This is a genomic window from Marinobacter sp. RI1 (assembly GCF_041155085.1).
GTDB classification, from domain to species: domain Bacteria; phylum Pseudomonadota; class Gammaproteobacteria; order Pseudomonadales; family Oleiphilaceae; genus Marinobacter; species Marinobacter nauticus.
The window spans coordinates 3,626,356-3,648,294 of record NZ_AP031605.1 but is presented as its reverse complement, the minus strand read 5'-3'; the positions used below and the strand labels follow the sequence as shown (position 1 = coordinate 3,648,294).

Below are 21,939 nucleotides of genomic sequence, written 5' to 3'. Positions count from 1 at the left end.
GGCGGAAGGCACGAGTCTCCGCCCTTTTCTGTTCTCCGAACCTTCGGATTTAACGCTCTCTGCTGCCTTCTTGTTCCGGGCCGCAGTTTTCGTCTGCAATTTCCTGGAATTTCTGGCGCTGCTGCTCAATTTCCTCAGGGCTCAGGTAGCGGGTTTCACCGTTTTCCTCCACCCGGATACGAGCGTTGCTGTTGATCACCTCAAGATTGGAGCGAGCTGTGCCGCAGTTGGCCTCGCGCTGCTTCCGGCGAGCTTCTTCAACCGCGGATTCTTCTCGTTGCTGCTGCTCTGCCGCTTGTTGTTCCTGCAGTTCGTCCAGCTGTTCCTGTGCGCTTCGGCGCTGAACACCAGCGCCCTGACTGGTGCCGGAACGAACGTTGACCTGCTCGGCGTTACGGCCGGTTGGCTGTCGGTCGCCAAAATGTGTTACGCCGTTCTCGTCTGTCCACTTATAGACCGAAGCGCTGGTTGCAAGGCCGGGTGCGGCCGCCATCAATACCGTCAGCAATAATATTTTTCGGTTCATGTCTCTGCTCGTCACTTGGTTACTGCCTGTGGCTATCATGCCATCGGATGGCTGGATTTTCCTGTCTCTGGTTCAAAATCTTGCACGCAGTTTTGCACAGTATGGCAGAGAGAGGCGAATTCGGCGGTAATTAAGCCACAGCGCCTATTGACAGCGAGTTTCCCGCTGTCAGAATTACCGATTGCCTGAAGACTGGGGTCAATACGGCAGGCAATCCCGAGCGAGTATCCCCCGTTAATCACCACACTGCGTTCGCCAGCGTCTGGCGGGCCTTGGTTGTTGCTTACGTGCAACCCGTTGATTGGCCGTTCTCCGCAACCCTCAGGAGGGCGGCTGGCCAGGAGACAACCTCTTTAGTTTTGGTGTGGAGGAGTACGCCGGTTCCGCTTTCACAAGAAGCAGGGAAACCGAGAATCCAGGCAACCGGGGCGTAACCCGGCTCATTCACTCGTAGAAGAGGGTAGAAAATCGTGGAGTTATTGTCTGGCGCCGATATGCTGATCCGCTCCCTGCAGGATGAAGGGATCGAATACATATACGGCTATCCGGGTGGTGCAGCCCTTCATATTTATGATGCGCTGTTCAGGCAGGACAAAGTCAAGCATATTCTGGTGCGGCACGAACAGGCGGCGGTCCACATGGCCGACGGCTATGCCCGTGCAACCGGAAAACCAGGTACCGTACTGGTGACCTCGGGTCCTGGAGCCACCAACACCATTACCGGCATTGCCACCGCGTTCATGGATTCCATCCCCATGGTGGTTCTGTGCGGCCAGGTTGCATCCACCCTTATTGGTGAGGATGCCTTCCAGGAAACCGATATGATCGGTGTTTCCCGTCCGGTGGTTAAGCACAATCTGAGCGTTCGTCACCCCGAGGAAATCCCTGAGGTAATCCGCAAGGCATACTACATCGCTGCTACCGGTCGTCCCGGTCCGGTTGTGGTTGATATCCCGAAGGATATGACCACACCGAATGAGCGCTATGAGTACTCCTATCCCAAGAAGGTCAAGCTGCGCTCCTATAACCCGGCGGTTCGTGGCCATGCCGGTCAGATCAAAAAAGCCGTCGACATGCTGATGGCGGCCAAACGCCCGGTCATCTATGCCGGCGGCGGTGTGATCCTGGGCAAGGCTTCCAGCCAGTTGACCGAGCTGACCCGGACGCTGGGCTTCCCTATCACCAACACCCTGATGGGCATCGGTTGCTATCCGGCGACTGACAAACAGCACCTGGGCTGGCTGGGTATGCACGGTACCTATGAAGCCAACATGGCGATGCACCATTCAGATCTGATTCTCTGTGTGGGCGCGCGCTTTGATGATCGCGTGACCAACGCCACCGAGAAGTTCTGCCCGGGCGCGCGCATTATTCATATCGATATCGACCCGGCATCTATCTCAAAGACCATAGATGCAGACGTGCCCATTGTCGGCCCGGTGGATGCGGTACTGAAAGAAATGCTGTCGCTGGTAAAAGAATCCAGGGACAAGCCGGATGCCGAGGCGCTGGCATCGTGGTGGAAGCAGATTGAAGAGTGGCGCGCGTTCCACGGCATGCGTTACGAGACCAGCCCGGATGTAATCAAGCCCCAGGAAGTGGTCGAGATGCTCTGGAAGCTCACCAATGGTGATGCCTTCGTAACCACCGATGTAGGTCAGCACCAGATGTTTGCTGCCCAGTACTACAAGTTCGACAAGCCGAACCGATGGATCAACTCCGGTGGCCTCGGCACCATGGGCTTCGGCCTGCCGGCCGCCATGGGCATCAAACTGACCCATCCGGAAGATGAAGTGCTGTGCTTTACTGGTGAAGGCAGTATCCAGATGAATATCCAGGAACTGTCCACCTGCAAGCAGTACGATCTGCCGGTGAAGATCATCAACCTGAATAACCAGGCTCTGGGCATGGTCAAGCAGTGGCAGGACATGAATTACGAGTCCCGCCATTCCCAGTCTTACATGGAGTCTTTGCCGGACTTCATCAAGCTGGCGGAAGCGTATGGTCATGTGGGTGTGCGCATTGATCGCAAGGAAGACCTGGAGCCCAAGCTCAAGGAAGTCCTGGCCATGAAAGACAAACTGGTGTTTGTCGATATCTATGTGGACCGCTTTGAGCATGTCTATCCCATGCAGGTCGCTCGAGGATCCATGAAAGACATGTGGCTCAGCAAAACGGAGAGGGTGTGATCATGCGTCGAATCATTTCTGTTTTGCTGGAAAACGAACCCGGCGCACTGTCTCGTGTGGTTGGCCTGTTTTCGCAGCGCAACTACAACATCGAAACCCTGACCGTAGCGCCCACGGAAGACGAAACCCTGTCTCGCCTGACTGTCACCACGACAGGTTCCGACAAGGTTATCGAGCAGATCACCAAGCAGCTGAACAAGCTGATCGAAGTGGTCAAGCTGGTGGATCTGACCGAGGGCGCTCACATCGAGCGGGAGCTGATGCTGGTCAAGCTCAAGGCAACCGGATCCCAGCGTGCCGAGATCAAGCGCACGGTGGATATCTTCCGTGGCCAGATTGTGGATGTCACCAGTTCTGTCTACACCGTGCAGCTTGCCGGCGACAGTGAAAAGCTGGACGGCTTCATTCAGGCGGTGGGCACTTCGGGTGTTCTGGAAGTTGTTCGCACTGGTGTATCTGGCATTGCCCGGGGCGAAAAGGTGCTCAGCCTGTAAGGGCTGCCGAAACAAATCGAAAATCATGGCCCCGAGGGGTCAGTACATATAATAGAGGTTTCTCATGCAGGTTTATTACGATAAGGATTGCGATCTTTCCATCATCCAGGGCAAGAAAGTTGCCATTCTCGGCTTCGGCTCCCAGGGTCACGCTCATGCGTGTAACCTGAAGGACTCCGGTGTAGACGTGGTTGTTGGTCTGCGTGCCGGTTCATCCTCCATCGCCAAGGCTGAAGCCTATGGACTGAAGACCAGCGATGTGGCTTCTGCCGTTGCATCTGCAGACGTGGTCATGGTTCTGACGCCGGACGAGTTCCAGGCCCAGCTGTACCGTGAGGAGATCGAGCCGAACCTGAAGCAGGGCGCTACCCTGGCCTTCGCTCACGGTTTTGCGATTCACTACAACCAGATCGTTCCGCGCAAAGATCTGGACGTGATCATGGTTGCTCCGAAAGCTCCGGGCCACACTGTGCGCACCGAGTTCACCAAGGGCGGTGGTATCCCTGACCTGATTGCGATCTTCCAGGACGCGTCCGGCAACGCCAAGAATGTAGCTCTGTCCTACGCCAGCGGCATCGGCGGCGGCCGTACCGGTATCATCGAAACCACCTTCAAGGACGAAACCGAAACCGATCTGTTCGGTGAGCAGGCGGTTCTGTGCGGTGGTGCGGTTGAGCTGGTTAAAGCCGGCTTCGAAACCCTGACCGAAGCAGGCTACGCTCCGGAAATGGCGTACTTCGAGTGTCTGCATGAGCTTAAGCTGATTGTTGACCTGATGTACGAAGGCGGTATCGCCAACATGAACTACTCTATCTCCAACAACGCCGAGTACGGTGAATACGTAACCGGCCCGGAGGTGATCAACGAGCAGTCCCGCGAAGCCATGCGTAACGCACTGAAGCGCATCCAGAGTGGTGAATACGCCAAGATGTTCATCTCTGAAGGCGCATTGAACTACCCGTCCATGACCGCTCGCCGTCGCCAGAATGCGGCTCACGAGATCGAAACCGTGGGCGAGAAGCTGCGTTCCATGATGCCGTGGATTTCCGCGAACAAGATCGTGGACAAAGACAAGAACTGATCCGGATTTTCGGTAAGGTTTGGAAACGCGGCCCCTTGTGGCCGCGTTTTTCGTTTATACTCCGCCCAAATGCTTTCCGGAGTTTATGGAATGACTGAAGAAAAGAATACCGTGGAAAAATCAGAAACCAGGAAAGCCGCAGATCCGGAAATTGAGCCCGGTGAAGTGGTTGAAGAGGAGCTTGTTGAGGGGGCCAAGGTTCGTCGCAAAGGCATTTACCTACTTCCCAACGCGCTGACGACAGCCTCTCTGTTCTCTGGATTCTATGCGATTGTTTCTGCCGCCAATGGTGTGTTCGACAATGCAGCCATCGCCATTTTCGTGTCCATGATTCTGGATGGACTGGATGGCCGTGTCGCCCGGATGACGAATACTCAGAGCAAATTCGGTGAGGAATACGACAGCCTTGCCGACATGGTGGCCTTCGGTGTTGCGCCCGGCCTGGTGGCGTTTTTCTGGTCCCTCAACGGATTGGACAAAGTGGGCTGGGTGGTTACGTTCATCTACGTGGCCGGCGCAGCATTGCGGTTGGCCCGGTTCAATACCCAGATCGGCTCCGTGGACAAAAAATACTTTGTGGGCCTGCCCAGTCCATCGGCAGCTGCCTGTGTTGCGGGGCTGGTGTGGTGTTTCCACCGTTTCGAGCCATCGTCCTGGCTGACGTTGCTGACAATTATCGTTGTGGCCGGAACCGGTGTGCTGATGGTCAGCAATATTCTCTACCGCAGCTTCAAGGATCTCGATCTTCGAGGTCGGGTGCCTTTTGCGGCGATACTTCTGGTCGTCCTGGTGTTTGTGGTGATCGCCCTTGATCCCGCCACCGTACTGTTCACCGGGTTCCTGATTTACGCACTTTCCGGTCCGGTTCGGGCTCTGTTCCGTCGCAAGCCGGCCCGCGCCCGGTAGGACTTGCCCCTCGGCCGAGTGAATCGGCCGGGAATTTTCTCGGGAACCTCCGGTCAGTTACCTCAAGTAATGAATTGGAGATTTCCAATGCTTATCAAGCGCCGCCCGTCGTGGGCTCTGTCAGAATCTGAAGTGACGCCTGAATCCGTCTACCTGAACCGGCGGAAATTCATGGCCGGGACGATGGCATCCGCTGCGGCGCTGACCATGCCGGGCCTGCTCAGGGCGGAGGAGGGCGGAATTCCTGGCGACTCCCTGCAATATAAGGCCATGCCTGCGTTTTCTACCGACGAAAAGAAAGCACCTTACCCCGCGATTACTTCCTACAACAATTTCTATGAATTTGGCACGGATAAGGGCGATCCTGCGCGCTATGCCGATGCCATGTCGGTCGACCCCTGGTCTGTGTCTGTCGAAGGTGAATGTGCAAAGACAGGCACCTATGCGCTGGAAGATCTGCTGAAGCCTCACCAGTATCAGGAGCGTATTTACCGGTTGCGTTGCGTGGAAGCCTGGTCGATGGTGATTCCGTGGGTCGGAGTGCCGTTGGCCGAAGTGCTCGCCAGTCTGGAGCCGACGTCAAAAGCCAAATACGTCTACTTCGAAACCCTTCACGATCCGGACCAGATGCGTGGGCAGCGCTCGATGTTCAGCGTGATTGACTGGCCCTACCGGGAGGGGCTCCGGATGGATGAGGCCATGAACGAGTTATCGTTTCTGGCCATTGGTTTGTACGGCAAGACCCTGCCAAACCAGAATGGTGCGCCGATCCGCCTGGTTGTGCCGTGGAAATATGGCTTCAAGAGCATCAAGTCGATCGTCCGTATCCGCTTCATGGAGGAGCGACCCAAGACCAGCTGGGAGATGATTGCGCCTGAAGAGTATGGCTTCTATGCCAACGTGAATCCGGAAGTGGATCATCCGCGCTGGAGTCAGAAGCGTGAGCGTCGCCTGCCCTCTGGTTTGTTGAGTCCGAACTGGATCGAGACAGTGAAGTTTAACGGCTATGGTGAACAGGTCGCTCATTTATACAAGGGCATGGATCTTTCCAGGTATTATTGATGGCATCCAAGGCTTCTCGTCAATTTCCCTATACTCCGGTTAAAGCCCTGGTTTTTCTGACCTGCCTGATTCCGCTCGCGTTGATCGGGTGGGGCATCCAGAGCGGTAATCTGGGGCCTGATCCAGGCCAGACCATTACGGAAGCACTGGGTATCGCAGCGTTCCAGTTTCTGCTGATAACCCTGTTGATCTCACCATTGCGAAAAATCACAGGTTGGGCCGGTTGGCTCCGTTTTCGCAGGATGCTGGGGTTATATGCTTTTTTCTACGCGGCTTTGCATGTGCTCGCCTTCCTCCAGTTCATCCTTGGATGGTTTGATCTATGGGCAACCTTTACCAAGCGCCCCTATATCATCGCGGGTGGCTTGGCGTTCCTGTTAATGGCGCCGCTGGCGGCGACCTCGACCAGGGGCATGATGAAGAGGATGGGGCGCGGCTGGAAACCGTTACATCGCCTTATCTACAGCTCGGCACTCCTGGCCTGGGTTCATTTTCTGTGGCAGGCGCGCAGCGACGTGACCGAAATGATGATCTATGGCCTGGTGCTGGCTGTTTTATTGGGTGCCCGGGTGTACTGGTCAGGTTTTTCGACGCTCATTCCTCTGAGAAGAGCGTGATTTTGATCAACGCCTGATCGTTTTGGTGGGTATTTGATCGCTGGCGTAGGTGGAAACCGAAGCCCGGCAAAATAAATTGAAAATGGGCGTTGACAGTTTTCCTGAGGGCTGTAGAATGCGCACCACTTCTGAGGGACACGGCAGACAACGCCGGTTCACGAAGAACGCAACTACTTGAAAGTGTTCGAAAATTTGCTTCAAAAATTCTTCGAAAAAAGTGGTTGACAGGGCAGCGGAACGATGTAGAATACGCGGCCTTGATTGAGCAACAGCTCAAACGCTCTTTAAAAAGTTAACCAAGTAATTCGTGTGGGCGCTGGCCGAGGTATTTCGGACACGAAATATCAGGACAGTGACTCGTCGAAATTGAGTTTTGTCTTGAGCAAGAATTAAGAACTTTCGGGTTCTTGTATGATTTAAACTGAAGAGTTTGATCATGGCTCAGATTGAACGCTGGCGGCAGGCTTAACACATGCAAGTCGAGCGGTAACAGGGGTAGCTTGCTACCCGCTGACGAGCGGCGGACGGGTGAGTAATGCTTAGGAATCTGCCCAGTAGTGGGGGATAGCCCGGGGAAACCCGGATTAATACCGCATACGTCCTACGGGAGAAAGCAGGGGATCTTCGGACCTTGCGCTATTGGATGAGCCTAAGTCGGATTAGCTAGTTGGTGGGGTAAAGGCCTACCAAGGCGACGATCCGTAGCTGGTCTGAGAGGATGATCAGCCACATCGGGACTGAGACACGGCCCGAACTCCTACGGGAGGCAGCAGTGGGGAATATTGGACAATGGGGGCAACCCTGATCCAGCCATGCCGCGTGTGTGAAGAAGGCTTTCGGGTTGTAAAGCACTTTCAGTAGGGAGGAAAACCTTATGGTTAATACCCATGAGGCTTGACGTTACCTACAGAAGAAGCACCGGCTAACTCCGTGCCAGCAGCCGCGGTAATACGGAGGGTGCAAGCGTTAATCGGAATTACTGGGCGTAAAGCGCGCGTAGGTGGTTTGGTAAGCGAGATGTGAAAGCCCCGGGCTTAACCTGGGAACGGCATTTCGAACTGTCAGACTAGAGTGTGGTAGAGGGTAGTGGAATTTCCTGTGTAGCGGTGAAATGCGTAGATATAGGAAGGAACACCAGTGGCGAAGGCGGCTACCTGGACCAACACTGACACTGAGGTGCGAAAGCGTGGGGAGCAAACAGGATTAGATACCCTGGTAGTCCACGCCGTAAACGATGTCAACTAGCCGTTGGGACTCTTGAAGTCTTAGTGGCGCAGCTAACGCACTAAGTTGACCGCCTGGGGAGTACGGCCGCAAGGTTAAAACTCAAATGAATTGACGGGGGCCCGCACAAGCGGTGGAGCATGTGGTTTAATTCGACGCAACGCGAAGAACCTTACCTGGCCTTGACATCCAGAGAACTTTCCAGAGATGGATTGGTGCCTTCGGGAACTCTGAGACAGGTGCTGCATGGCCGTCGTCAGCTCGTGTCGTGAGATGTTGGGTTAAGTCCCGTAACGAGCGCAACCCCTATCCCTGGTTGCTAGCAGGTAATGCTGAGAACTCCAGGGAGACTGCCGGTGACAAACCGGAGGAAGGTGGGGATGACGTCAGGTCATCATGGCCCTTACGGCCAGGGCTACACACGTGCTACAATGGCGCGTACAGAGGGCTGCCAACTCGCGAGAGTGAGCCAATCCCTTAAAACGCGTCGTAGTCCGGATCGGAGTCTGCAACTCGACTCCGTGAAGTCGGAATCGCTAGTAATCGCGAATCAGAATGTCGCGGTGAATACGTTCCCGGGCCTTGTACACACCGCCCGTCACACCATGGGAGTGGATTGCACCAGAAGTAGTTAGTCTAACCTTCGGGAGGACGATTACCACGGTGTGGTTCATGACTGGGGTGAAGTCGTAACAAGGTAGCCGTAGGGGAACCTGCGGCTGGATCACCTCCTTAAACGAAGCCGAATGCTTCGGTCAGAGTCCACACGAATTACTTGGTTGGCTAATAAAGAGAGCAGATGGGTCGTTGCAGGCCCGTGTTTTGGGTCTGTAGCTCAGGTGGTTAGAGCGCACCCCTGATAAGGGTGAGGTCGGTGGTTCAAGTCCACCCAGACCCACCAGAATTATCCAGCTCAGCGTTATCGAATGACTTGCATAGCAGGCTATGCGGCGCCATTCGATGCCTTGATCTGAATAATTCTTGTAGATAGCTTCTTGGGGCTATAGCTCAGCTGGGAGAGCGCCTGCCTTGCACGCAGGAGGTCGGCAGTTCGATCCTGCCTAGCTCCACCAAACTTTACTGACTAACTTCGGTTAGCAGTGTGCAGAAACAAGTGTTTCAACTTAATGAAAGTTCGAAGCCCTTCTTTCTGATCACTGGGTCAGATTTGCTCTTTAACAAATTGGACGAGATAGAACACGAATATTTTTCTCTCATTATCTCCGAGAGAAAATGTTCAAAGTGATAGCGATTTCAAGCGTTATCCGGTGTTGTCGTTGAAGTGGTTGTTCTATTGCTTCAAGTGACTGTCTCGAAGATGCCTCGGAATCAGGCTTGCCTGGTGAAGAGTGTGGATTCGTGATCAGTTGTCTTGGGGTTATATAGTCAAGCAACTAAGCGCATACGGTGGATGCCTTGGCAGTCAGAGGCGATGAAAGACGTGGAAGCCTGCGATAAGGTTCGGGGAGCTGGCAAACGAGCTGTGATCCGGACATCTCTGAATGGGGAAACCCACCAACCTTCGGGTTGGTATCTTACACTGAATCCATAGGTGTAAGAGGCGAACCAGGGGAACTGAAACATCTAAGTACCCTGAGGAAAAGAAATCAACCGAGATTCCCTAAGTAGCGGCGAGCGAACGGGGACCAGCCCTTAAGCTGAACAACTGGTAGGAGAAGGCTCTGGAAAGTGCCGCCATAGTGGGTGATAGCCCCGTATCCGAAACCTGAGTTCAGTGAAATCGAGTAGGTCGGCGCACGAGAAACGTTGACTGAACATGGGGGGACCATCCTCCAAGGCTAAATACTCCTGACTGACCGATAGTGAACCAGTACCGTGAGGGAAAGGCGAAAAGAACCCCTGTGAGGGGAGTGAAATAGACCCTGAAACCGTATGCGTACAAGCAGTCGGAGCAGACTTGTTCTGTGACGGCGTACCTTTTGTATAATGGGTCAGCGACTTATGTTCAGTGGCGAGGTTAACCGTTTAGGGGAGCCGTAGGGAAACCGAGTCTGAATAGGGCGAATTAGTCGCTGGGCATAGACCCGAAACCGGGCGATCTATCCATGAGCAGGTTGAAGGTGCCGTAACAGGCACTGGAGGACCGAACCCACTGTCGTTGAAAAGCCAGGGGATGACTTGTGGATCGGAGTGAAAGGCTAATCAAGCCCGGAGATAGCTGGTTCTCCCCGAAAGCTATTTAGGTAGCGCCTCGGACGAATACCACAGGGGGTAGAGCACTGTTTGGGCTAGGGGGTCATCTCGACTTACCAACCCCATGCAAACTCCGAATACCTGTGAGTACTATCCGGGAGACACACGGCGGGTGCTAACGTCCGTCGTGAAGAGGGAAACAACCCAGACCGCCAGCTAAGGTCCCAAAGTACCAGTTAAGTGGGAAACGATGTGGGAAGGCTCAGACAGCTAGGAGGTTGGCTTAGAAGCAGCCACCCTTTAAAGAAAGCGTAATAGCTCACTAGTCGAGTCGGCCTGCGCGGAAGATGTAACGGGGCTCAAACTGGTCACCGAAGCTGCGGCTGCATACTTTGTATGCGGGGTAGGGGAGCGTTCTGTAAGCCTGCGAAGGTGTGTTGAGAAGCATGCTGGAGGTATCAGAAGTGCGAATGCTGACATGAGTAACGACAATGCGGGTGAAAAACCCGCACGCCGGAAGACCAAGGGTTCCTGCGCAACGCTAATCGGCGCAGGGTGAGTCGGCCCCTAAGGCGAGACCGAAAGGTGTAGTCGATGGGAAACGGGTTAATATTCCCGTACCTTGGATAGCTGCGATGGAGAGACGGAGAAGGCTAGGTGAGCCGGGCGACGGTTGCCCCGGTTTAAGCATGTAGGGAGTGGACTTAGGCAAATCCGGGTCCACAATCCCGAGACGCGACGACGAGTGCCCAAGGGCGCGAAGTCATTGATGCCCTGCTTCCAGGAAAATCTTCTAAGCTTCAGGCTATTCGAGACCGTACCCCAAACCGACACAGGTGGTCAGGTAGAGAATACCAAGGCGCTTGAGAGAACTCGGGTAAAGGAACTAGGCAAAATGGTGCCGTAACTTCGGGAGAAGGCACGCCGGTGTGTACGTGAAGCCCCTGCGGGTGGAGCGGAAGCCGGTCGAAGATACCAGGCCCCTGCGACTGTTTATTAAAAACACAGCACTCTGCAAACACGAAAGTGGACGTATAGGGTGTGACGCCTGCCCGGTGCCGGAAGGTTAATTGATGGGGTTAGCATTCGTGCGAAGCTCTTGATCGAAGCCCCGGTAAACGGCGGCCGTAACTATAACGGTCCTAAGGTAGCGAAATTCCTTGTCGGGTAAGTTCCGACCTGCACGAATGGCGTAACGATGGGGGCGCTGTCTCTACCCGAGACTCAGTGAAATTGAAATCGCCGTGAAGATGCGGTGTATCCGCGGCTAGACGGAAAGACCCCGTGAACCTTTACTATAGCTTCACAGTGAACTTTGAGCATGCTTGTGTAGGATAGCTGGGAGGCTTTGAAACCGGGACGCCAGTTCCGGTGGAGCCAACCTTGAAATACCAGCCTGGCATGTTTGAGGTTCTAACTCTGGCCCCTTATCGGGGTTGAGGACACTGTGTGGTGGGTAGTTTGACTGGGGCGGTCTCCTCCCAAAGCGTAACGGAGGAGCACAAAGGTGGGCTAAGCACGGTCGGACATCGTGCGGTTAGTGTAATGGCACAAGCCCGCTTGACTGCGAGACAGACACGTCGAGCAGGTACGAAAGTAGGTCATAGTGATCCGGTGGTTCTGTATGGAAGGGCCATCGCTCAACGGATAAAAGGTACTCCGGGGATAACAGGCTGATACCGCCCAAGAGTTCACATCGACGGCGGTGTTTGGCACCTCGATGTCGGCTCATCACATCCTGGGGCTGAAGCCGGTCCCAAGGGTATGGCTGTTCGCCATTTAAAGTGGTACGCGAGCTGGGTTTAGAACGTCGTGAGACAGTTCGGTCCCTATCTGCCGTGGACGTTGGAGATTTGAGGAAAGCTGCTCCTAGTACGAGAGGACCGGAGTGGACGAACCTCTGGTGTTCGGGTTGTCACGCCAGTGGCATTGCCCGGTAGCTATGTTCGGACAGGATAACCGCTGAAAGCATCTAAGCGGGAAGCCCCTTCCAAGATGAGATCTCCCCGAGGCCTCGAGCCTCCTGAAGAGCCGTTCAAGACCAGGACGTTGATAGGTCGGGTGTGTAAGCGCTGCGAGGCGTTGAGCTAACCGATACTAATTGCTCGTGCGGCTTGACTATATAACACCCAAGACAATTGCGGATAACGCAGAGCCTAACCGCTCAATCGAAATCAACATCACTCAGTTCCATCTCGTCCCCCAGTGATCAACCGTTTTGCCTGACGACCATAGCGGTCTGGAACCACCTGATCCCATCCCGAACTCAGAAGTGAAACAGACCTGCGCCGATGGTAGTGTGGCGTTGCCCATGTGAGAGTAGGTCATCGTCAGGCGCCTAATGCCTAAAAACCCCCGACAGCTTCGCTGTCGGGGGTTTTTTATTTCTGGTTCCGGAGAAGTGATATACTTCACCGAAAATCAAAGCAACGTTTCTGATGGGAGCCCAGCAATGGCCGCTAGTGAACACCTGGTCATTTTTGATACCACTCTGCGTGATGGCGAGCAAAGTCCGGGCGCCACCATGAACAAGGCGGAAAAACTCCGCATTGCCAAGGCGCTCGAGAAGCTTCGCGTAGACGTTATCGAGGCGGGGTTTGCCATTGCCAGCCAGGGCGACTTTGATGCAGTCAAGGCTATTGCCGAGAACATCAAAGAATCCACTGTCTGCAGTCTGGCTCGTGCGTTGGACAAGGATATCGACAGGGCCGCTGAAGCGATCCGCCCTGCCGAGCGCTCCCGTATCCATACCTTTATTGCCACCTCGCCCATCCATATGAAGCATAAACTTCAGATGGAGCCAGATGAGGTGGTCGAGCAAGCCGTGCGCGCTGTCAAGCGGGCGCGTAGCCACGTTGATGACGTCGAGTTCTCCTGTGAAGACGCCGGGCGGTCAGAGCTGGATTTTCTTTGTCGCATCATTGAAGCCGCTATCGATGCCGGCGCCCGTACCATCAACATCCCTGATACCGTGGGCTATGCCATTCCTGAACAGTTTGGTGAGACCATCCGTCAGTTACTGAACCGTATCCCGAATGCCGACAAGGCTGTTTTTTCAGTCCATTGCCATAACGACCTGGGGCTTGCGGTAGCCAACTCGCTGGCTGCGGTTACCCACGGTGCCCGTCAGGTCGAATGTACTATCAATGGTCTGGGCGAACGGGCAGGTAACGCAGCGCTGGAAGAAATAGTCATGGCGGTTCGTACCCGCCAGGATCTCTTCAATATTGATACCCGCATAGACACCCAGCATATCGTCCCGGCATCACGTCTGGTGTCCACCATTACCGGGTTTCCTGTTCAACCCAACAAGGCGATCGTCGGTGCCAATGCTTTTGCCCATGAGTCCGGCATCCATCAGGATGGCGTGCTCAAACATCGCGAAACCTACGAGATCATGCGGGCACAGGACGTAGGCTGGCATACCAATAGCCTGGTTTTAGGTAAGCATTCCGGCCGCAATGCCTTCCGTACGAGACTACTGGAGCTTGGTATCCAGTTTGAAACCGAAGGGGAGTTGAATGAGGCCTTCACCCGCTTCAAGGCACTGGCCGACCTCAAGCATGAGATCTTTGATGAAGATCTGCAGGCGATTGCCAGCGATACCAAGCAAAAGGAAGAAGAAGGCCGCTTCGGTCTGGTCTGCATGCAGGTCTGTTCTGAAACCGGCGTTGTGCCCAAGGCGCATCTGACCATGACCGTGGACGGTAAGGAACACACGGTAGAGGCTGAGGGCAGCGGTCCTGTAGACGCAACTTTCAAGGCCATTGAATCTCTGGTGGATTCCGGGTGTAACCTGCAACTGTATTCGGTCAACAATATTACCAGCGGCACTGATGCTCAGGGGGAAGTCACCGTTCGTCTTGAGCGGGGCGGCCGTATTGTGAACGGCGTTGGATCGGATACCGACATCATTATTGCGTCGGCGAAGGCCTACATTGAAGCTCTGAACCTGATTTCCAGTGGCGGTATTCGCCAACATCCCCAGGTGGCTGATGTTTAAAGCGCCCGAAGGATTGCCATGGAGGGATTCGTGATAGGGAATGAGGCGGAGCGGCAGTTCTATCTGGCGGCGGCAGGCATTCGGATGTGGTATGCCCGCGAGAGTTTGCCTGGTGCGGCGCCAAGCCCCGACTTTGATTTCGGAGTGGAGGACGAGCCGCAATTCCAGCCCGCGTCGGAGATTCCTCAGATTGGGCGTAAATCTGAGCCGCTGTCTGGGGACCAGGGGCGGGAGCGCATTGCTCAGCTCCAGAGCCTGATGGGCAACAAGCCTGAATCCGTGCAGAAGGCGGACAGCGCTGCGCAACAGGCCGCGGACCCAGTGAAAGCTCCACCTGCCACCGAGCCTCGGTCTGAAACTCCAGAAACGGAGCCAGAGGCTTCCCTGCCGGCCTCGGAACCAGTAGAAGTGCAACGGCCGGAGCCCGTGCACCGGGTGTGTCTGACTGCCTGGAAAGGCTCCCGGGTCATGCTCTTGTGCCATATTGCAGAGGACGCCAGTTTTGCCTTGCAGGAAAATCTGGCTCGTAACATATTGCGAAGCATTGGAGAGACCGGGGTGTCTCAATGCAGAGTAGTGCGCTGGCCCTTGTTCAATAACCTGAAAGTGACGCTCAACAGTGAAAGCGATCTTGTCTCAGTCATAGCCTCTGCTTTTGCTGGCGACGCCCCGACAGAAACGCTAATAACGCTGGGGCTTGGCGACGAAACTCAGGCACGGTTGATCGAGCGTGGCCTGGGGCGGGTGCCGGAGATTGCGTTCTCCAGCACCCTCGCATCACTGGCATCAGACCCCTCCCAGAAGCGACTGCTCTGGCAATCGATTCGGGTTCTCGTACCTGGCCGATGAAAGCATCACAGCCTTTTCTCGACGTGCAGAACCAGGATGTCCGGGTACGCCCTCTGGTCGAGGCAGACCTGACGGCGGTCATGGAGCTGGAGTGTCAAGGACACTCCCATCCGTGGCCGAAATCGACTTTTCTTGACTGTTTTAAGCCGAATTACAGGCTCTGGGCCGCTGAGCGTAGCGATGAGTTGATTGGCTATGCGGTGGTGACCTATATGGTCGACGAAGCCCACCTGCTGAATATCTGCGTCAGTCCTCGTGTGCGTGGTCAGGGTGTCGGGCGCTGGTTACTAAGGCATCTGATCGCTGTCGCGGTGTCGGATGGCATGGAACAACTGATTCTGGAAGTGCGGGTTAGCAATGATGCTGCCACCCAGCTCTATCTGAGTGAGGGTTTCTCTGAAATCGGCAGAAGGGCCGGCTATTATCCCGATGGTGCTGGACGGGAAGATGCGCTGGTCATGGCGCTGCGGTTCACCTGAGGACGGTATAGGCCGTATAATGCTCGGCTTTCATCCATCTCGATTCAGGTCACCAGAGTTTATGCCTAACCTTTCCCAGGAAGTGGCCAAGCGCCGCACCTTTGCGATCATCTCGCACCCGGATGCCGGTAAGACCACCATCACAGAGAAGGTGCTGTTGTTCGGCCAGGCCCTGCAAAAGGCGGGAACCGTCAAGGGCAAAAAATCCGGACAGCACGCCAAGTCTGACTGGATGGAGATGGAAAAAGAACGGGGTATTTCCGTCACCACGTCGGTGATGCAGTTTCCCTATGGTGGAAAGCTGGTCAACCTGCTGGATACACCGGGTCACGAAGATTTCTCCGAGGATACCTACCGGACACTGACCGCCGTCGACTCCTGTCTGATGGTGATTGACAGTGCCAAAGGGGTTGAGGAGCGCACCATCAAGCTGATGGAGGTGACCCGCCTGCGTGACACCCCGATCCTTACCTTCATGAACAAGCTGGACCGGGATACCAGGGACCCCATCGAGTTGATGGACGAAGTGGAAGACGTACTGAAGATTGCCTGTGCGCCGATTACCTGGCCCATTGGTATGGGCAAGGGGTTCAAGGGGGTTTACCACCTGCTGCGGGACGAAGTGATTCTTTATCAGTCAGGCCAGGGGCATACCATTCAGGAAAAACGTGTTGTCAAAGGTCTGGACAACCCGGAGCTGGATGAGGCCATCGGCAATTACGCTTCCGACCTTCGTGATGAGATTGAGCTGGTCAAAGGGGCTTCCCATGAATTTGACCAGGAGGCTTTCCTGGCTGGTGAGCTGACCCCGGTGTTTTTCGGAACAGCGCTTGGCAACTTCGGTGTTGATCACATGCTTGATGGTCTGGTGGATTGGGCGCCGGCCCCTCAGCCCCGGGCCACGGATGTGCGCCAGGTGACCCCGACCGAGGATGGCTTTTCCGGCTTTGTCTTCAAGATTCAGGCAAACATGGATCCACAGCACCGGGACCGTATCGCTTTCCTGAGGATCGTGTCAGGTAGTTACAATCAAGGCATGAAGGCCCGGCACGTCCGTATCGGTAAAGATGTTCGGTTCTCCGATGCGCTCACGTTCATGGCTGGTGACCGTGAGCATGCGGAAGAAGCTTTTGCCGGTGACATCATTGGCCTGCATAACCACGGCACCATTCAGTTGGGTGATACCTTTACGGCGGGCGAGGACATGAAGTTTACCGGTATCCCGAACTTCGCCCCTGAGCTGTTCCGGCGCATTCGATTGAAAGATCCGCTGAAAGCCAAGCAATTACAGAAGGGCCTGATCCAGCTTTCCGAGGAGGGTGCTGTTCAGGTCTTCCGTCCGCTGAAGAACAACGATCTGATCGTCGGGGCGGTGGGTGTGCTGCAGTTTGATGTAGTTGTCGCCCGCCTGAAAAGTGAATACAAGGTGGAAGCGGTTTACGAGCCCATCAACGTGGCAACTGCCCGTTGGGTAACCTGTTCCGATGAGCGTAAACTGGACGAATTCCAGCGTAAGAATCAGGACAACGTCGCACTGGATGGCGCAGATCGCCTTGCGTACATCGCGCCGACCATGGTGAACCTGAATCTTGCTCAGGAGCGTTATCCGGATATCCAGTTCCACAAGACCCGGGAGCACTGATTCGCTTCCGGGAGGAGGCCGCCATGCAGTTGGTAGACGCCCATTGCCATTTTGATTTCCCGTTTTTTGACGGGCATCGGGAGACGGTGTTGGCGCAGGCGGCCAGCCTTGGAGTTTGCGCGGTCGTGATTCCGGGGGGCCGGCGGCAGGACTGGCAGCGTGTGGCGAGCATGGCAGATGCAGAGAAGGGTCTCTGGTACTGTCTGGGTATTCACCCCTGGTTTATTCAGGAGCACGGCGCTGACGATCTGGCCGAGCTTGAAAGGTTGCTGTCTTCCGCGCCCCAAGCCTGTGTTGGCCTTGGAGAGTGTGGTCTGGACGCCCTCAAAGGCGATCTGTCTGAGCAGGAACCCTGGTTCGAGGCCCAGATTGATATTGCTCAGCGGCTCGGTCTGGCGCTGGTGATTCACTCCGTCAAGAGCCATGATCTGGTGCACAGTAGTCTGAAACGCGCCGGATGGAACGGGCGGGCATTGGTTCACGGCTTCTCGGGCAGCTATCAGCAGGCCCAAAAGCTGATTGACCTGGGCTGCTTCATCGGCGTGGGCGGAGTGATAACCCATGACCGGGCCCGGAAAACCCGGGATACCATCGCCCGGTTGCCGGTGGATGCGCTGGTTCTGGAAACCGATGCGCCGGATATGGCGCCGGCCGGAGTGGCGAAAGGGCAGAATTCGCCCATCCACTTGCCGGAGATTTTTGAAGCCCTGGCAGATCTGCGGAGTGAGCCCCGGGAGTTGCTGGCCGAATCATTGCTGGCCAATACCGCTAAGCTCTACCGGATAGATCCGGGAGCTCTGGTTCCACGCCCATAGGGGATTAACGAAACAGCATAGGTCGGGGTTGGCATTCGATAGGGGTTCGAGTATACTTCGCGCCCTGGCTTTTCAAGGCGATGTCATTATCTCAGCCCCGAATGATGGCAGCGCAACATACAGGTATGAACCTCCTCCGGATGCCTTGCATGTACCGGTGGTGGTTTTTAACGTTTCTTATATAGCGTTCAAGGCGGAATCAATGAAGACTCTGAGTGCGAAACCAGAAACAGTAAAACGTGACTGGTACGTTGTAGACGCAGCCGGCAAGACGCTGGGTCGTCTGTCAACCGAAATCGCCCTTCGTCTGCGGGGCAAGCATAAGCCTGAGTATACCCCTCACGTGGACACTGGCGACTACATCATTGTTATCAATGCCAGCCAGGTGAAGGTTACCGGCAAAAAGGCATCGGCTAAAATGTATTACAGCCATACCGGCTTTCCGGGTGGAATCAAATCCATCAATTTCGAGAAGCTGGTTGACAAGGCTCCCGAGCAAGTCATTCAGAAGGCCGTAAAAGGCATGCTTCCGAAGGGCCCGCTTGGCCGCGCCATGTTCAAGAAGCTGAAAGTGTACGCAGGCGCTGAGCATGCTCATGCCGCCCAGCAGCCCAAAGAACTCGACATCTAACGGAAGGCGAATATGTCTGTAGCACAAAATTACGGTACTGGTCGCCGCAAATCATCCACGGCTCGCGTCTTTATCAAGCCGGGTAGCGGTAACATCTCCATCAACGGTCGCACTATCGAAGATTTTTTCGGTCGTGAAACCCTGCGCATGATTGTTCGTCAGCCGCTGGTGGTTGCCGAATCCGAAGATCGTTTCGATATCGCCATTACCGTAAAGGGTGGCGGCATCAGTGGCCAGGCCGGCGCCATTCGCCACGGTCTGACTCGCGCTCTGATGGACTACGACGAAACTCTGCGTCCGGCACTGCGCAAAGCGGGTTACGTAACCCGTGATGCCCGTAAGGTTGAGCGTAAGAAAGTGGGTCTGCGCAAAGCGCGTAAGCGTCCGCAGTACTCCAAGCGTTAATCGACGTTCAGTCGATTTGGAAAAACCCGGTCTTGTGGCCGGGTTTTTTTTATATCTGTACTCCGGAAATATTTTTGATCTGGCGCAGGGATAGGCTCGCCTGCCGACCTTTCCGGCTTGTAAGCGGGGGGTAATTTCATTACCATTTCAGCGCTTATATTTTTGGGTTGTGAAGTCCTTTTCGAAGCGCAGTGCCGGTTTTTCCGCGTCTGTGCCTCGCCTGATGGGAGAAAACCATAATGAGTAATGGCGACGTGAGCCAAGGCCGGCGCCGGTTTCTGATCGGTGCTACGTCCGTGGTAGGTGGTGTCGGCGTCGTCGGTGCAGCCGTTCCTTTCGTAGCGTCCTGGAACCCCAGTGCGAAAGCGGAAGCGGCCGGTGCACCGGTAACCGTCAATATCAGCAAAATCGAACCGGGTCAGCAAATCACCGTTGAGTGGCGAGGTAAGCCTGTTTGGATTATCCGCAGAACGGAAGAAATGCTGGCGAATATCGAGAAGCTCAATGACGCAGTGAAGGACCCGATGTCGGAGGCGCCTCAGCAGCCTTCGTATATCCAGGGGCCCTTGCGCGCGATCAAGCCAGAGTTCGGTGTCTATGTGGGGCTCTGTACCCATCTGGGCTGCGTGCCCTCCTACCGGCCAGAGGTTGCGCCGGCTGATCTGGGTGAAAACTGGCTTGGTGGGTTGTTCTGCCCGTGTCACGGTTCCCGCTATGACATGGCCGGTCGGGTTTATGAGGCTCAACCCGCGCCGCTGAACCTTGAGGTTCCGCCGTACCGGTTTGACGATGATGTGACCATGACCATTGGTCTTGATCCGGAGGCCGCGTGATGCAAAAGCTGATTAACTGGGTAGACGAGCGTCTGCCAATCGTTGAGGCCTGGAACAAGCACCTGGCCAAGTATTACGCGCCGAAGAACTTTAACGTCTGGTATTTCTTCGGTTCACTGGCAATGCTGGTGCTGGTCAACCAGCTAGTGACCGGTATCTGGCTGACTATGAGCTACAACCCGTCTGCCGAGGGGGCGTTTGCCTCGGTGGAATACATCATGCGTGATGTGGAGTGGGGTTGGCTGCTGCGATACCTGCACTCGACCGGCGCATCTGCGTTCTTCGTGGTGGTGTATCTGCACATGTTCCGTGGTCTCATGTACGGTTCCTACCAGAAGCCGCGGGAATTGATCTGGATTTTCGGTATGCTGATCTACCTGGTGCTGATGGCAGAAGCCTTCATGGGCTACCTGCTGCCCTGGGGCCAGATGTCATACTGGGGTGCCCAGGTAATCGTTAACCTGTTTGGTGCGATTCCGGTCATCGGTGAAGATCTGTCTCTGTGGATTCGTGGTGACTATCTGATCTCCGGTATCACCCTGAACCGTTTCTTTGCCCTGCACGTGGTTGCTCTGCCAATCGTTCTGCTGGGTCTGGTTGTTCTTCACATCCTGGCGCTGCACGAAGTGGGTTCTAACAACCCCGACGGCATCGACATCAAGAAGAACAAGGATGAAAACGGTATTCCGAAAGACGGTATTCCGTTCCACCCGTATTACACCGTTCACGACCTGCTGGGCGTGGGTGTGTTCTTCTTCATCTTCTTCATCGTTGTCTTCTTCTTCCCGGAGATGGGCGGTCTGTTCCTGGAAAAACCGAACTTTGAACCGGCCAACGCCCTGAAGACACCGGATCACATCGCGCCTGTCTGGTACTTCACGCCGTTTTACGCGATGTTGCGGGCGGTGACGGTAGACTTTATGGGGCTGCCGGCTAAGTTCTGGGGTGTTGTGGTCATGGGTGGTGCGATTGCGATTCTGTTCGTGTTGCCGTGGCTTGACAGAAGTCCTGTCCGCTCAATCCGCTACAAGGGCTGGTTGAGCAAGATTGCCCTGGCAATCTTTGCGGTGAGCTTCGTAATCCTTGGCTACCTTGGACTGGTTCCCGCAACAGAAGGTCGCACGACTGTCGCTCAGATTCTGACAGTGTTGTACTTCCTCTACTTCATTCTGATGCCGTTCTACACGCGCATGGAGAACACCAAGCCAGTTCCAGAGAGGGTGACAGGATAATGAAAAAGCTGATTGTTGGTCTTTTCATCGCACTCCTGCCAGCGCTTGGCCTGGCGGCCGGTGCCGCGGTTCCTCTCGATCCTATGGAGCCGGATCATATGGACAAGGCGTCTCTGCAGCGCGGTGCTGCCTTGTTCACCAACTACTGCATGGGGTGTCACTCCATGGAGTACGCCCGCTACAAGCGTGTTGCGGATGATCTGGATATCCCTGTCGAGCTTTACGAGGAAAACCTGATCTTTACCGGTGCCAAGATCGGTGAGCTCATGAAGAACTCCATGAGCAAGGATATGGCCGCCGGCTGGTTCGGTGCGCCGCCACCTGACCTGACTCTGGAAACCCGTCTGCGTGGTGAGTCCTGGGTTTATTCATACCTTCGGGGCTTCTACAAGGACGATTCCCGGCCACTGGGCGTAAACAACGTGGTGTTCGATAACGTTGGTATGCCTCACATTCTGGTCGAGATGCAGGGCCTGTGCGCCGTGAAGCCGAACATTGGTGTCGGGGCGTCTGTCGAGCCGTTGAGCGGTAACGTCAATAACGCAGACGCTTGCCCGGATTATGCAACGGAAGGCTCGATGTCCGGTGCGGAGTTTGATCAGGCCATGTGGGATCTGACCAACTTCATGTCCTACATGGGCGACCCGGTCAAGGTGGAGCGCGAGCGTCTCGGTATCTTCGTGCTGATCTTTGTGGCGATCTTCTTCGTCTTCGCGTACCTGCTCAACCGCGAGTACTGGAAAGACGTACACTAAGATTTAGGGTATAATCCCGTTGCCTTGATTCCAGCGAGTCTT

The 21,939-nt window shown here is 55.2% G+C and carries 17 protein-coding genes, 2 tRNA genes and 3 rRNA genes; 21 read left to right on the top strand and 1 reads right to left on the bottom strand.

The window, feature by feature from the left end:
* Positions 1–49: 49 nt before the first annotated feature.
* A complete protein-coding gene (locus ACAM27_RS16560; protein ID WP_369612326.1) occupies positions 50–526 on the bottom strand; it encodes a DUF4124 domain-containing protein in 477 nt (158 codons plus the stop codon).
* Between the two features lie 470 nt (positions 527–996).
* Between ACAM27_RS16560 and ACAM27_RS16555 the strand changes: the two genes are divergently transcribed.
* The 21 genes from ACAM27_RS16555 to ACAM27_RS16455 all read left to right on the top strand — a co-directional run bounded on the left by ACAM27_RS16555 (position 997) and on the right by ACAM27_RS16455 (position 21,897).
* Entirely contained in the window at positions 997–2,715 is a 1,719-nt protein-coding gene (locus ACAM27_RS16555; protein WP_011784400.1) for an acetolactate synthase 3 large subunit, read from the top strand.
* 2 nt (positions 2,716–2,717) lie between these two features.
* Positions 2,718–3,209, top strand: coding sequence for an acetolactate synthase small subunit (gene ilvN / locus ACAM27_RS16550; protein WP_011784401.1), 492 nt, complete (start codon positions 2,718–2,720; stop codon positions 3,207–3,209).
* Positions 3,210–3,273: 64 nt separating this feature from the next.
* Positions 3,274–4,290 (top strand): ketol-acid reductoisomerase, encoded by a 1,017-nt coding sequence (gene ilvC / locus ACAM27_RS16545; protein ID WP_011784402.1) that lies wholly within the window; start codon positions 3,274–3,276, stop codon positions 4,288–4,290.
* Between the two features lie 90 nt (positions 4,291–4,380).
* On the top strand, positions 4,381–5,196 hold the full coding sequence (gene pssA, locus ACAM27_RS16540; RefSeq protein WP_121208500.1) for a CDP-diacylglycerol--serine O-phosphatidyltransferase: 816 nt from the start codon (positions 4,381–4,383) through the stop codon (positions 5,194–5,196).
* 87 nt (positions 5,197–5,283) lie between these two features.
* Positions 5,284–6,258 (top strand): protein-methionine-sulfoxide reductase catalytic subunit MsrP, encoded by a 975-nt coding sequence (gene msrP / locus ACAM27_RS16535; protein WP_369612325.1) that lies wholly within the window; start codon positions 5,284–5,286, stop codon positions 6,256–6,258.
* The gene (locus ACAM27_RS16530; RefSeq protein ID WP_121208498.1) at positions 6,258–6,875 is read left to right on the top strand and encodes a sulfite oxidase heme-binding subunit YedZ; all 618 of its coding nucleotides are present in this window, start codon (positions 6,258–6,260) and stop codon (positions 6,873–6,875) included. The genes msrP and ACAM27_RS16530 overlap by 1 nt, the downstream gene beginning before the upstream one ends.
* 418 nt (positions 6,876–7,293) lie before the next feature.
* Positions 7,294–8,834, top strand: a 16S ribosomal RNA gene (locus tag ACAM27_RS16525).
* An 89-nt stretch (positions 8,835–8,923) separates the two neighbouring features.
* A tRNA-Ile gene (locus tag ACAM27_RS16520) sits at positions 8,924–9,000 on the top strand.
* Between the two features lie 96 nt (positions 9,001–9,096).
* Positions 9,097–9,172 (top strand) — tRNA-Ala (locus tag ACAM27_RS16515).
* Between the two features lie 311 nt (positions 9,173–9,483).
* Positions 9,484–12,375: ribosomal RNA gene (locus ACAM27_RS16510) — 23S ribosomal RNA — on the top strand.
* A gap of 99 nt (positions 12,376–12,474) precedes the next feature.
* A 5S ribosomal RNA gene (rrf, locus tag ACAM27_RS16505) occupies positions 12,475–12,589 on the top strand.
* Together the 16S, 23S and 5S rRNA genes with 2 tRNA genes alongside form the textbook arrangement of a ribosomal RNA operon.
* 116 nt (positions 12,590–12,705) lie before the next feature.
* Positions 12,706–14,256 carry a 2-isopropylmalate synthase gene (locus ACAM27_RS16500; RefSeq protein ID WP_011785936.1) on the top strand — a complete coding sequence of 517 codons (1,551 nt, stop codon included), beginning with the start codon at positions 12,706–12,708 and terminating at the stop codon, positions 14,254–14,256.
* 30 nt (positions 14,257–14,286) lie between these two features.
* Positions 14,287–15,105, top strand: a complete 819-nt coding sequence (locus ACAM27_RS16495; RefSeq protein ID WP_369612324.1) for a hypothetical protein — start codon at positions 14,287–14,289, stop codon at positions 15,103–15,105.
* Entirely contained in the window at positions 15,102–15,584 is a 483-nt protein-coding gene (gene rimI, locus ACAM27_RS16490) for a ribosomal protein S18-alanine N-acetyltransferase (RefSeq protein ID WP_369612323.1), read from the top strand. The genes ACAM27_RS16495 and rimI overlap by 4 nt, the downstream gene beginning before the upstream one ends.
* Before the next feature lie 61 nt (positions 15,585–15,645).
* Positions 15,646–17,226, top strand: coding sequence for a peptide chain release factor 3 (gene prfC, locus ACAM27_RS16485; protein WP_022991995.1), 1,581 nt, complete (start codon positions 15,646–15,648; stop codon positions 17,224–17,226).
* Positions 17,227–17,249: 23 nt separating this feature from the next.
* The gene (locus ACAM27_RS16480) at positions 17,250–18,041 is read left to right on the top strand and encodes a TatD family hydrolase (RefSeq protein ID WP_369612322.1); all 792 of its coding nucleotides are present in this window, start codon (positions 17,250–17,252) and stop codon (positions 18,039–18,041) included.
* A gap of 202 nt (positions 18,042–18,243) precedes the next feature.
* Positions 18,244–18,672, top strand: a complete 429-nt coding sequence (gene rplM / locus ACAM27_RS16475; protein ID WP_011785931.1) for a 50S ribosomal protein L13 — start codon at positions 18,244–18,246, stop codon at positions 18,670–18,672.
* A gap of 12 nt (positions 18,673–18,684) precedes the next feature.
* Positions 18,685–19,077: a 30S ribosomal protein S9 gene (gene rpsI, locus ACAM27_RS16470; protein ID WP_011785930.1), complete on the top strand. Its 393-nt coding sequence runs from the start codon at positions 18,685–18,687 to the stop codon at positions 19,075–19,077.
* Positions 19,078–19,316: 239 nt separating this feature from the next.
* Complete coding sequence (petA, locus tag ACAM27_RS16465) at positions 19,317–19,910, top strand: ubiquinol-cytochrome c reductase iron-sulfur subunit (protein ID WP_014420621.1); 594 nt, start codon at positions 19,317–19,319, stop codon at positions 19,908–19,910.
* On the top strand, positions 19,910–21,142 hold the full coding sequence (locus ACAM27_RS16460) for a cytochrome bc complex cytochrome b subunit (protein WP_183580835.1): 1,233 nt from the start codon (positions 19,910–19,912) through the stop codon (positions 21,140–21,142). Before petA ends, ACAM27_RS16460 begins: the two co-directional genes overlap by 1 nt.
* Positions 21,142–21,897: a cytochrome c1 gene (locus ACAM27_RS16455; protein ID WP_369612321.1), complete on the top strand. Its 756-nt coding sequence runs from the start codon at positions 21,142–21,144 to the stop codon at positions 21,895–21,897. Before ACAM27_RS16460 ends, ACAM27_RS16455 begins: the two co-directional genes overlap by 1 nt.
* Positions 21,898–21,939: the final 42 nt, after the last annotated feature.